Genomic DNA, 13,046 nt, shown 5'->3' with positions numbered 1-13,046 from the left:
TGACTGTTGCTTAAATCCTGCCCAATTTCTCTGTAATGCCTGAAGTCCCTAAATACCGAACGGGTTAGGCGAAGCCATCAACGGCATGGCTAAAAGAACGCCAAATTAGCAAAAGTCACAAGTTAGAAATAAAAGGTAATAAGATATTGAAGATGGATTGAGATAGCTCGTCATGGTTCACTGGGAAAGGCAGCTTGGCCAAAATTTAAGACTAGGAACAATTATTAACAGAAAAAAGTTTAGATATATAAAGCCGAGCATGGGGTAGCGACTGCAATATTCAAAATATATATAGGTAAAATTGATGGCGACAGACATCCAGCACCAGCCGGAAAACGGCTACCACTCAGAACCAGCTCAGCCTTTCCTACGAGAAAATCTCAATGAGCGATCGCTCATGCGCCTGCCGAGAACCCTGAGTCCCCTTGAAACGCTGGGCTTCGGTATGAGTAGTCATATCGCATGGGTTACCCTTGCACCAGCAATGCACGCGGCCCTCGGGCCAAATGCCATTTTCGTCTGGCTGCCCACCGTATTGATGGGGGTGATGCTGAACCTGCAAGTGAAACGCTTAGGGGAAAAGTGGCCAGAAATGTCAGGCGGAACGCCCAACTATATAACTAGGCTGCTGAACAATTATCCGCTTCTGGGTCGCTATGCGGCGATCACCTACTTCGCGGGCTGGGCAGTATATCCGTCAGTCAACGCGATCGTCCTGACGGCGCTGATCCAAGCTAACCTTGAACCCTTGGGCATTGCCTGTCCGGAAACGGTGCTAAGAATTGGATTCACACTAATCGCTTACATTTTGGCATTTAGCGGCAGCCGCGCCTTAGCGATCCTGCACTCATTTTTCATTATCCCGGCAGTTGGATTCCTACTGGTGTTTACCATTCAAGGCATGGGATGGTTAGCTTTCTCGCCAGATAGCCCCGGACTTTTCCCCAGCAGTTGGCCAACTTTAACCTTTATTGACTGGGCCAAGTGGTCATTCTTTGCGATCTACGGCCCCTGCGCCTGTGAAACGGCTTCCTCGTTTGTCGCCGACAGCCGCCGTCCCGGGGAAGCTTTGAGGGTTCTGAGCTTAACCGCTTGGCTGATTCCACCGGTGTATCTGGGGAGTTCCTGGATACTGATGCGCTTAGCAACCTCCCCAGGGCTGGGCGATGACTCGTTTAATAACCTCTTAGCTGCAGCATCACCATTCTGGGGCTCTTCAGCTTCATTGATCGTCACACTTCTGCTGGCCTCAAGCAGTCTTCTTTCTTCCGCCACCTGCGTTTCCAACTCTCCCCGCGTCTTATACCAACTTGCTCTAGACGGGCACGTTTCACCCGTCTTCGCTTTTATCTCCAGACGGGGCGTCCTGGAACCGGCCCTGGTATTTTCCCTTTTACTCGGTTTGATCGGTCTGGTTTGGGGAGATGTCACCAGGATCGTGGTGGTGTGTTGTGCTAGTTACGTGATTATGCTGATGGTACTCTATCTAGGAATGTGGCTGCAGCGAGGCTCGCCAGAAGTGCGATGGCCTTGGTGGGCGGCAGGCTTTTTCATCTTCGATGGAGTTGTTTTGGTGGTCGGAGGCTTGGGCTGGGGTTGGGAAGACCTGACGATCGGCGTTCTGTTTCCTGTGGCTATTTTGGCAGTGGATGCGGCTATCCGTCGCATTTCCTTTGCGCCGTTCCATTGGGCTTGGTGGATTAGGCATTACAGGGCCCGGCGCCAGAGCCAGATCGAAGATTTTGTGGCATTTCAGGTTGTAGTCCTGATTTTGCTAGTCTGTAGCGCCGTCTGTCTTGGCTGGGTTTTTAGATCCCAATTAGATACCAACTCTAGCGTTGGCTCTAATCTCTTGGCAGTGCTGATCTTAACAGTCACTTTTGTCGGGGTGGCCGTCGCCTGCTGGACTAGCTTACCCCAAGTCGTCTCGATGGACGAGGCACGAGAGGCGGCAGAACAACTGTTTGTAATTGCCATAGACGCCATTGTAGTGCTAGATGAAAATGGGATGATTCGTCAGGCTAACCCAGCATCTGAGCGTCTATTTGAGTTAAGCACGGGTCAATTAATCGCGCGTCACCTGAACAAATTACTCCCCGGATTGGCTTTTGGGCCAGATCGGTGGCCCAGCCGCAGCGAACAAACTCTCAACCAACCCGATCGCGAATCGCGCATTCTGGAAGTTGCTATCTCCGATCGATTTTCTCAAAATGCTTCGCTTTCAAATCAAGGTATGCAAGAATATGTGGTGATTCTGCGCGATATCAGCGATCGCAAGCAAGCCCAAGAAGCACTGCAAAAAGCTAATGAGGAACTAGAAATCAAAGTCGAGGAACGTACATCTGAACTCACCCATACGGTGCAGCAATTGCAGAATGAGATTGAAGAGCGCCAGCGGATAGAAGCAAATCTCAGAGCGATGCAAAATCAGATTGTTGTCCAAGAAAAACTAGCTTCTCTGGGCAGTTTAACAGCAGGTATTGCCCACGAAATCAGAAACCCCTTAAACTTTGTTAACAATTTCTCAGAACTTTCTGCGGAATTAACCCAAGAACTGTTTGAAAAAATTGAACATCAAGCAGAACGTTTAGATCCTGAAACCAGTGAGGATATTGCCGAGCTATTAACCGATCTCAAAGCGAATCTTATAAAAATCAATCAACACGGTCAAAGAGCCGACAAAATCGTTGGCAATATGCTTTTGCATTCTCGCGGACAAAGCGGTCAGTGGGAACCTACAGATATAAATAGTTTACTCGCTGAATATATTAATCTAGCCTATCACGGGATGCGAGCCAAGGAAGCTGCTTTTAATATTACCATAGAAACCGACTATGACAATGATATTGGCGAAGTAGAGGTCGTGCCACAAGACATCGGCAGGGTTTTTCTTAACATTATTAGCAATGCTTGTTATGCAGCCTATAAAAAGAAACAAGAAATCGGAGAATTATTTTCACCGCTGCTTGACGTGAGAACTCGAAATATTGGTTCGGCGATTGAAATCCGTATTCGCGATAATGGCTCAGGTATAAAACCAGAGGTACTCGATAAAATTTTCAATCCCTTTTTTACTACAAAGCCACCAGCGGAAGGTACTGGTCTAGGTCTTTCTATTAGTCAGGATGTTATCGTCCAGCAACATCGAGGAGAACTAAAAGTCGAAACAGAAGTAGGAACTTACACAGAGTTTATCATCATATTGCCAAAAAAAAGTAGCCGAAATTAAGGAGTTAAAAAAATGAAAGTAATGGTTGTAGACGACGAGGAAGATATTCAGTCACTCTTCAAGCAGAAATTTAGGAAAGAAATTAAAGCAGGGCAGATTCAATTTCATTTTTGCCTATCAGCAGAGGCAGCTTTGACCTACTTAGAAAACCAGGACGAAGCATCTATTGTCTTGATTTTGTCTGATATTAATATGCCCGGAATGAATGGGCTAGAACTGCTGAGAATTCTCAAACAAAAGTTTCCTGACCTAAAAGTTTTTATGATTACCGCTTATGGAGATGAGAGAAATTACCAAACCGCGATAGCTTATGGAGCTGATGACTATATTACTAAGCCTGTTAATTTTGATACACTCAAAAATAAAATAATTAATTTGGAGTAAACTCACAAGGAAACATATTTAATGATTGGTAATTGGTAATTGGTAATTGGTAATTGGTAATTGGTAATTGGTAATTGGTAATTGGTAATTGGTAATTGAAAGCAGTCCTTCACTCGATTGAAAATTGCTCGATTGCATTTTCCTTCTGTCCTTCTAGAGCGCTAAATTTTTATTTCTTATTGAAACGAAAAATTAATATGTCAGCAAAAATACTGTTTGTGGATGATGAACCCGATTTAGAATCTCTAATTTCCCAGAGATTTAGAAAAAAGATCAGGGCGGAAGAATGGCAGCTTTTTTTTGCCCATAATGGCGTACAAGCCCTGGAAAAATTGAAACAACATCCGGATCTAGATATCGTAGTGACCGATCTTAATATGCCTGAAATGGATGGCCTGACTTTACTCTCTAAACTTAATCAGATAAACCTCCCTTTCAAAACAATAGTTATATCCGCCTATGGCGACATGAAAAATATAAGAAATGCGATGAACTTCGGTGCTTTTGACTTTCTAATCAAGCCGATAGATTTTCATGATCTAGAAATTACCCTCAACAAAACGCTGCGCGAGGTGCAACAGTTAAAAGAAAACCAGCATTTGCGGCAATCAGAAGCTTTGGCTAGAGAACAAGCTCAGCATTTACATTATAGTCTGCAAGACCTAAAAAAGACCCAAGCTCAACTAATTCAGACCGCAAAAATGTCTTCTTTGGGTCAAGTGGTTGCGGGGATTGCCCATGAAATCAACAACCCCGTCAACTTTATCTACGGCAATATCAGCCACGTCAGTGATTACATTCAAGACCTACTGCGCCTGCTGCATCTCTATCAGCAGTACACCCCTGCCAATTCTGAGATTCAAGCTGAAATCGAAGCCATAGATTTGGAATTTCTGATAGCAGATTTACCCAAAATTTTGGTTTCGATGAAAGGGGGTGTTGACCGCATTCAGAAGATTGTTTTGTCTTTGCGTAACTTCTCAAGGCTGGATGAAGCTAACATAAAGTCTGTTGACATTCACGAGGGAATAAAAAGCAGTCTGCTGATTTTGCATAATCGATTTCAAGCAAGGGCAGCGCGTCCAGAGATTCAAGTGAGCGAGGAGTACAGCAATCTGCCTTTAGTGGAATGCTATGCTGGAGAACTCAATCAGGTGTTTATCAACATCCTTTCTAATGCTATTGATGCTTTAAATGAGTACCACAAACAACGATCGCTAGATGACATCCTCGCTTGCCCACTCGCCATTACTATTCGCACTTTTCTGCTAGAGGAAAAATCCCGTGTCGTCATTCAAATTCGGGACAATGGGCCGGGAATAACGGCAGACGTGAAAGACCGTATTTTTGAACCATTTTTTACTACTAAGCCTGTCGGTGAGGGTACTGGTTTGGGTCTCTATATCAGCTACCAAATTGTACAGGAGAAGCATGGGGGCGCATTAAACTGTTTTTCAGAGGTAGGGAAGGGAACAGAGTTCTGGATTGAAATTCCACTCAAACAAACTAGGGCGACACTCGACCTTAGCTAATCAATCGACTTCTACCAAACTCAGAGCCTATTTCAGCCATCCGGTTTGCCATTGTAGAAATCAGCCTTTTCATTACTCTTGAAATAATTTATAATATAAATAAAAGTATATCAAAATTACTCATCGGATAAATTAATCACTCCAAGGAGTTCAAAAAATGTCGCCTACCACCGAAAGGGCTGGCAATATGCCAGCTAAAATATTATTTGTGGATGACGAGCCAGATTTAGAATGTTTAATTTCCCAGAAATTTAGAACCAAGATCCGCACAGGAGAATACCAAGTTTTTTTTGCACATAATGGCGTAGAAGCGCTTTCAAAGTTGCTAGAACAGCCGGATATAGATATTGTACTGACAGACATTAATATGCCAGTCATGGATGGTATGGCTTTGCTCGCGAAACTTAACGAGCTAGTTACTCTGGTTCAAACAGTAGTTATATCTGCCTATGGCGACTTGGGAAATATCAGAAAGGCGATGAACGGTGGGGCCTTTGATTTTTTGACAAAGCCTATAGATTTTCAGGATTTAGAAATTACGATTAACAAAACATTGTCCCATGTGCAACAACTAAAGGAAAACGAGCGCTCCCGCCAAGAAAGGGAGGAGAAATTGCGGCAATCGGAAGCGCGAGAGCGAGAAAAAGCCATCCAACTAGAACTGGCACTGCAAAATTTACAGCGCACCCAATCTCAGCTTATTCAGACTGAGAAAATGTCTAGCTTAGGACAACTAATTTCCGGTATTGCCCACGAAATTAATAATCCAGTTAACTTCATCTATGGCAACTTAAATTATGTCAATGATTACACTCATCAGCTATTGAGTTTAATCACCCTTTACCAGGATCACGATGCCCATAAATACCCTGAGATCGACGCTTTAATTGAGAAAATCGAGCTGGAATTTATCAAAGAGGATATGCCTAAAATGCTGTCTTCGATGAAATTGGGGGCAGAACGTATCCGTCAGATTGTGCTGACGTTGCGGAACTTCTCGCGCCTAGACGAAGCTGAGATGAAACCCGTTAATATTCACGAGGGAATCGACAGCTCTCTAGTAATTTTGCATAGTCAGCTCAAGGCTAAGCCGAATTCTTCGGCTATTCAAGTTATTCAAGAATACGGATATTTGCCACAAATAGAATGTTATGCCTGTCAGTTGAATCAGGTATTTATGAACTTCCTGAGCAATGCCATTTATGCCTTGAATCACTATGACAAAAAAAGCAGCCCGGAGCAAGTTAAAAACGAGCCTAGGACGATTACGATTGGTACTTCTATGCTGAATAGCGAGTGGGTAAGAATCAGTTTTAAAGATAATGGGCCGGGGATGACAAGCGATGTAAGAAATCGGCTGTTTAATCCTTTCTTCACAACTAAACCTGTGGGTGATGGTACTGGCTTGGGATTATCGATCAGCTATCAGATTGTGGTGGAGAAGCACGGCGGAAATTTGAAGTGTTTTTCACAGCCAGATGAAGGTGCAGAATTTGTGATTGAGGTTCCCATTAGGCAACGCGCTCGGTTACAGATGCAGGCAACTTAAGAGGAATTAAACAAAAAATTAGGGTAAAGCCTGGTAGAATCTATATCGCGATCGCACTTCCCCAATTTCTCTGTAATTTCTGAAGTCTCCAAACACCGAACGACCTCAGTGAAGCCCTAAATAATAGATTTTCAGTGGTTTGTCAACTTGTCAGTATCCCGCACTGGTTAAGGTGAGGCGTGAGGGCGCGAGGACGCCTTCACCATGTGCCAGTTGCGTATGTTTTGAACTAATTTAATGACTAATGACTAATGATTATCTTCCTCCGACGACGACATTTTTAATCCGCAGATGGGGGCCGCCGACACTTACGGGCAAACCGCTTTGGCCGCCTTTACCGCAACCGCCGTAAGCATAAACCGAGTCGTTTCCTATCGACTCAATATCCTTTAAAGTCTGAAATACATTGCCGCTTAAAGTGACATCGCTCACTGGTTCGGCTAATTTGCCGTCGCGAATCATAAACCCTTGAGCCGCCGCAAAGGTAAACATTTCGCCGTTGGTTTGTCCTCCCAACATCCGCACTGCATACACTCCTTCGTCAATGTCAGCAACCATTTCGTCAAAAGAGTGTTCGCCAGACTCGATCGCAGTATTAGTCATCCGCACCAAAGGCATAAAAGTAGCACTCAGAGCCCGGGCATTTCCCGTCGGACTTTCGCCCATTTTGCCCGCCGTCTCGCGATTGTGCATCCGAGCCGCTAAAACTCCGTTTTTAATTAAATGCTTGCACTGAGCCGGCACACCTTCGTCGTCATATTTTAAAGTTCCCGGCAATCCCGGCACAGTTGCATCGTCAATTACATTCAATTGTTCGATCGCCACAGGCTTGCCCAAAGTCAACAATTCCTGCATTTTTGGGTTTTCGTAAATGCCGTCTGCTTCCGACAAATGCCCGAAAGCTTCGTGAATAAAAACCCCCGACAAATAAGGGTCTAAAATCACCGGATACTGACCGCCTTTTACCGATTTTGCCTCTAGTTGGCCTACAGCTCGAACGGCAGCACTCTTAACACGATCTTCAATATTTGTCAAGACATCGTAATCCGATCGCGAGTGAATAGACTCAAACCCTTGGCGGACGACACCACCCTCGCCACGGGCGATCGCTCCGAAACGCCCGGTCACGTCCAAGCGCTCTTGAGCGATGCAAGTACCTTGAGAATTCACAAAATAAGTAATCCCAAATCTGTCGCTGTAACCTGCCATTGTCGTCTGAATTCGCGGGTCATAATCTAACAGCAACTGGTTGTAAGATTCGAGCAATTTCCGCTTTTCGGCTAGAGTAATAGAGCGCGGATCGCGACCCAATTCCACCGCTACATAATCTTGAATAGGGGTGACATCTGCTAGTAGAGTTTTTTCGCTGCCAACCAAGCGAGACTGCACTACAGCTTCTTCAATGCGGTCTTTTAATTCATCTAAACCGTTAAAAGTTACAAAACTCCAGCCACCTTTGTGACAGGCGCGGATGCCACCGGCGAGACTAAAACTGCGGTTGACAGCATCTAACTGAGGGCCGCGAAAACTAATCGCAGTTGACTCGCTTTGTTCGAGGCGAACTTCTAGATAATCTACGCGATCGCGGTAAGGTGCGATCGCTTCCATCAACTGTTCTTGCATCAAATTGCCCCTATGAATGATTAGCCGTAGCGCTGAAAAAAATTATTGCTAACCTTATTTTAGCTAATAACTCCCGTCTTTCGGGTGCGCGTTCCCGCACCGAGTAGGGTGCTGGCGCGGCGCACCCTACTCGGTAAATCCCGAGTCAGTCGATTTGAGATTTAAAACTTGATCCACAGAACTGATGATTAGAAGCTTGCCGATCGCCCGCGTTCGGCGGGTATCCTAGAACCCACAAAACTCGCGCCCGCTTGCGAAAAGCCCGGTATTCCGAAAATTTTGGATTTGCCTAGAGAAATCAAACTAAACTAAATCTATCTAAAGACGTAAAAAAATACCTTAACCCCCTGCAGATGGAATACTTTAAGGTTAAAAAATTCCAAATTTCACCGTATTTAGCAGCTATTTCGGCATCAATAGCAATTTTGGTCGGAGTTGCCATTTTAGATCGATCGGAACAGCGACGGTTTTTGCAGTACAACCGCGCTAGCACCCTCGATCGGCTCAGCACAGTCCGTTCTAAGCTGGAAGGATCTTTGAATTCCCGCCTGTTTTTGATGCGGGGTTTGGGGGCTTACCTTTCCAACAACCCAAACATCACCGAAGCCGAGTTTGCAGCGACGGCGAGAATTTTGGTGGCACAGCAACCGGGCATCCGCGCCATAACTTTAGTTAAAGGCACAACGGTCGCTTACATTTACCCACGGGAGGGCAATGAAGCGGTGATCGGGGTTGACTTGACGGCGCTACCCGAACAGCGGCAAATGGTCAAAGAGGTCATCCGAACCAGAAAAACTTTGCTTGCCGGGCCCGTGAAATTATTGGAGGGGGACGAAACTTTGATCAGCCGATCGCCGATTTTTCTCACACCCTCCGGCGCCAAGCCTGAAACAGGAGTTTACTGGGGCTTGACAGGTTTGATCCTCGACAAAAATTCCCTGATTGAGGAAGCAGGACTCAACGACTCCTCAGCGAAGCTGCAATACGCTCTGCGGGGCAAAGACGGGACTGGAGCCTCCGGCCCAGTGTTTTTCGGTGACGAGTCAATTTTTCAACACCATCCCGTGCTGCTGGAAGTGACTTTGCCCAACGGTTCCTGGCAGTTGGCAGCAATTCCGGCGGGAGGATGGCCTGCGAATTCGCCGTTTCGGGGCTGGCTGCTTTTTGGAGGTGGCTTGCTGGCACTTTTGAGCGGGGCGGCGGTTTTTAACTGGGTGTACGGCCGTGCGAAACTGCGATCGAGCGAAGTTAAGTACCGGCAATTAGTTGAGAATGCTAACAGCATGATTGTGCAGTTAGACAGTGAAGGCAAGATTACTTTTTTTAACGAGTTTGCTGAAACTTTTTTCGGGTATTCAGAAGCAGAAATCATCGGCAAAAGTGCGATCGGCACAATTATACCGAAAACAGAGTTATTTGAAAGTGACCTCGCGACAAAGATTCGAGACTGTTTGGCACAGTCGCAAAAATACTTCCAAAACGAAAATGAAAACATCCGCAGCAATGGAGAAAGGGTGTGGATAGCGTGGACAAATAAACCTTTACTAGATGCGAAGGGAAATGTGGCAGGACTGCTTTGTATCGGGACCGATATTAGCGATCGCAAACAAGCTGAAATCGCCCTGCAAGCTTCTGAATCGGAACTTCGAGCTTTGTTCGCTGCCATGAACGACGTAATTTTGGTGATTGATATTGAGGGACGCTACCTGAAAATTGCCCCGACAAATCCCGGACTTTTATACAAACCGTCGGCAGAACTTGTCGGCAAAAAAGTCAGCGAATTATTCGAGCCAGAAATTGCAGATTTTTGTCATGAGCAAATTCGCACCGCCCTTGCTACAAATCAAACCTGTACTTTTGAATATAACCTCGAACTTGCCAGCGTACAAACGTGGTTTGCCGCGACCATTTCGCCAATGAAAGAAAACGCGGTTCTGTGGGTGGCCCGCGACATTACGGAGCGCAAGCAAGCTGAAAATTGGTTAACCGGTCAGAAACAAATTTTAGAAATGATTGCTAAGGGCGCAACTCTTGGGGATACTTTAAATACTTTAGTTAAAATTATCGAACAGCAATCTAGAGATGTCATCGGTTCGATATTGCTTCTAGCTCCAGATGGCGAACATTTACTGCACGGAGCCGCGCCCAGTTTGCCCGACAGTTACAATGCTGCTATTGATGGCATAGCCATCGGCCCGGATGTCGGTTCCTGCGGCACTGCTGCCTTTAGTCGTCAACAGGTGATCGTTACAGATATTGCCAGCGATCCTTTGTGGAAAAATTTTCGAGATTTAGCCTTGAGTTTTGGACTGAGAGCTTGCTTGTCTACTCCTATTTTCTCATCTCAGAGTCAAGTTTTGGGAACTTTTGGAATGTATTATTCCCAACCGCGTCACCCCCATTTTTTTGAGCTGGAATTGATAGAGGCGATCATAAACTTAGCAGGAATTGCGATCGAACGCAACCAGGCAGAAGAAAGTCTCAAACAGCTTAATCAAGAACTAGAAAATAGAGTCAAACAGAGAACTGCTCAATTGATGCAAACTGAAGAACGCTGGCAGTTAGCGCTCAAAGGCAACAATGACGGCATTTGGGACTGGAACTTGCAAACAGGGAAATTTTTTGTGTCCGAGCGCTTTAAGGAAATCACTGGTTACGAAGATAGTGACATTAGCGATTACAATAACAAATGGAATACGAGTTTACATCCAGATGATTTAGTGAGTTCTCAGCAACTTCTTCAAGAACACTTGGAGAGAAAAACGCCGCATTACATCACCGAATACCGCTTGTGGTGCTACAACAGCGCCTACAAATGGATATTGAGTCGGGGACAAGCTTTGTGGGACGCATCTGGAAAAGCCGTCCGCATGGTTGGTTCAATTACTGACATTACGGAGCGCAAACAAGCAGAGGAAGCACTGCGGGAAAGCGAGGCAAGATTCCAAAAGCTGTCGGGTAATGTGCCGGGAGTAATTTATCAATTTGTATTGCGTACAGATAGCTCTTTCAGTTTTCCTTACATTAGTCCGGCTTGCCGAGAAATGTTTGAGCGAGAAGCAGAAGCTGTTCTGCAAAATGCGGCTTTAATAACAGATTTGATTCATCCCGACGACCGCCAAAATCATGACGAATCAGTTGCTATTTCAGCCCAGACTTTGCAACCTTGGCAGTGGGAAGGACGGTTCGTGCTACCTTCAGGCAAGATTCGCTGGTTGCAGATAATGTCGCGTCCTGAAGCTAAAGAAAACGGCGCTTTTCTTTGGGACGGCATTGCCGTTGATGTTACCGATCGCAAGCAAGCTGAGTTAGCGTTGCAAGAAAGCCAGCAGTTCATTAAAAAAGTAGCCGATGCTACTCCCGGTATTTTGTATCTCTACGACTTGGAAGAACAGCGAAATATCTACACTAATACTTCTATGTTCGCGCTTTTGGGCTATACCAGCGACGAAATTACAGCGATGGATTCGTCAATGATGCCTCAGTTAATACACCCCGAAGATTTTTCTAAAATTGTGAAACATCACGCCAGCTTTGCAGGAATTGAAGATGGCGAAACTAGGGAAATTGAGTACCGGATGCGGGCAGCAGACGGTCGATTTTTGTGGCTGCAAAGTCGGGATACTATTTTTAGTAGGAATGCGGACGGTCTGGCTAAGGTAATAATTGGGGTGGGCCAGGATATTACGACTCGCAAGCAAGCAGAGGAAGCACTGCGGCAAAGCGAGGGACGAGAAAGAGAAAAAGCTCGAGATTTAGAGTCAGCGCTGCTGGAATTGCAAGCTACTCAAACTCAGCTCATTCAAACAGAAAAAATGTCTTCTTTGGGGCAATTAGTGGCTGGCATAGCTCACGAAATTAATAATCCGGTTAACTTCATTCACGCTAACATTGATTATCTCAACCAGTATACAACACAGTTGCTCGATCTGGTTACTCTTTACGAACATGAGTATCCCGAACCTAATTCAAAAATTGTCGATCGCATTCAAGAGATTGATTTAGATTTCATGGCTGAGGATTTAAGAAAAGTTGTGGGCTCGATGCAGGTAGGAACCGAGCGCATCCGGCAAATTGTGTTGTCCCTCAGAAATTTCTCGCGATTGGACGAATCGGCAATGAAGCCGGTCGATATTCACGCGGGAATTGAAAGCACTTTGTTAATTTTGCAGCACCGCTTGAAGAGTCGGGACAACCACCCGGAAATTGAAGTAATTAAGGACTTTGGAAAACTGCCACTTGTGGAGTGCTATGCTAGCCAACTGAATCAGGTGTTTATGAATATTATTGCTAATGCAATTGATGCTATTGAAGAACGATATCACCAGTTATCGGTTCCACAATCAGAGACAAAGAGTGGACGGATTGCTATTTCCACGGGTGTAACCCCCCAAAACACTGTTAGGGTAGAAATTTCGGACAACGGTACGGGCATTTCCGAGGGGATAGTCGAGCGAATTTTTAACCCGTTTTTTACTACGAAAGCTGTGGGGAAAGGTACGGGCTTGGGAATGTCTATCGCGCACTCGATTGTGGTGGAAAAGCACAAGGGCAAGATTGACTGTATTTCGTCCATAGGATGCGGAACAACTTTTAAGATTGAGATTCCGATCGACAAAGTGTATAAATAGTAGGGGCGTCAGTCGATTTTAGATTTTAGATTTTAGATTTTAGATTTTAGATTTTAGATTTTAGATTTTAGATTTTAGATTTTAGATTTTAGATTTTA

6 protein-coding genes are annotated in these 13,046 nt (G+C 45.2%); 5 read left to right on the top strand and 1 reads right to left on the bottom strand.

Features of this window, described 5'->3' with window-relative positions:
• Positions 1 to 304 precede the first annotated feature (304 nt).
• From QUB37_RS04040 to QUB37_RS04025, 4 genes are all read left to right on the top strand, one after another.
• A complete protein-coding gene (locus tag QUB37_RS04040; RefSeq protein WP_333159344.1) occupies positions 305 to 3,229 on the top strand; it encodes an ATP-binding protein in 2,925 nt (974 codons plus the stop codon).
• A gap of 12 nt (positions 3,230 to 3,241) precedes the next feature.
• On the top strand, positions 3,242 to 3,613 hold the full coding sequence (locus QUB37_RS04035) for a response regulator (RefSeq protein WP_333159342.1): 372 nt from the start codon (positions 3,242 to 3,244) through the stop codon (positions 3,611 to 3,613).
• Positions 3,614 to 3,810: 197 nt separating this feature from the next.
• Positions 3,811 to 5,145, top strand: coding sequence for an ATP-binding protein (locus QUB37_RS04030; RefSeq protein WP_333159340.1), 1,335 nt, complete (start codon positions 3,811 to 3,813; stop codon positions 5,143 to 5,145).
• Positions 5,146 to 5,302: 157 nt separating this feature from the next.
• A complete protein-coding gene (locus QUB37_RS04025) occupies positions 5,303 to 6,694 on the top strand; it encodes an ATP-binding protein (RefSeq protein WP_333159338.1) in 1,392 nt (463 codons plus the stop codon).
• Between the two features lie 255 nt (positions 6,695 to 6,949).
• On the opposite strand, the gene QUB37_RS04020 is transcribed toward QUB37_RS04025, so the two are convergent.
• A complete protein-coding gene (locus QUB37_RS04020; protein WP_333106075.1) occupies positions 6,950 to 8,317 on the bottom strand; it encodes a TldD/PmbA family protein in 1,368 nt (455 codons plus the stop codon).
• Between the two features lie 353 nt (positions 8,318 to 8,670).
• Here QUB37_RS04020 and QUB37_RS04015 point away from each other — a divergent pair, with 353 nt between their 5' ends.
• Positions 8,671 to 12,948: a PAS domain S-box protein gene (locus tag QUB37_RS04015; protein ID WP_333159336.1), complete on the top strand. Its 4,278-nt coding sequence runs from the start codon at positions 8,671 to 8,673 to the stop codon at positions 12,946 to 12,948.
• Positions 12,949 to 13,046: the final 98 nt, after the last annotated feature.

It is taken from the genome of Microcoleus sp. AT3-A2, assembly GCF_036705685.1.
In the GTDB taxonomy this organism is placed as follows: domain Bacteria; phylum Cyanobacteriota; class Cyanobacteriia; order Cyanobacteriales; family Microcoleaceae; genus Microcoleus.
The sequence above is the reverse complement of the archived record's forward strand: the minus strand, read 5'-3'. Positions and strand labels throughout refer to the sequence as shown.

What these genes read in the sequence shown, in the direction of transcription:
- QUB37_RS04035 (WP_333159342.1), top strand. Translation starts at nt 3,242, where the DNA reads ATGAAAGTAATGGTTGTAGACGACGAGGAAGATATTCAGTCACTCTTC.
- QUB37_RS04015 (WP_333159336.1), top strand. Translation starts at nt 8,671, where the DNA reads ATGGAATACTTTAAGGTTAAAAAATTCCAAATTTCACCGTATTTAGCA.
- QUB37_RS04020 (WP_333106075.1), bottom strand. Translation starts at nt 8,317, where the DNA reads ATGCAAGAACAGTTGATGGAAGCGATCGCACCTTACCGCGATCGCGTA.
- QUB37_RS04030 (WP_333159340.1), top strand. Translation starts at nt 3,811, where the DNA reads ATGTCAGCAAAAATACTGTTTGTGGATGATGAACCCGATTTAGAATCT.
- QUB37_RS04040 (WP_333159344.1), top strand. Translation starts at nt 305, where the DNA reads ATGGCGACAGACATCCAGCACCAGCCGGAAAACGGCTACCACTCAGAA.
- QUB37_RS04025 (WP_333159338.1), top strand. Translation starts at nt 5,303, where the DNA reads ATGTCGCCTACCACCGAAAGGGCTGGCAATATGCCAGCTAAAATATTA.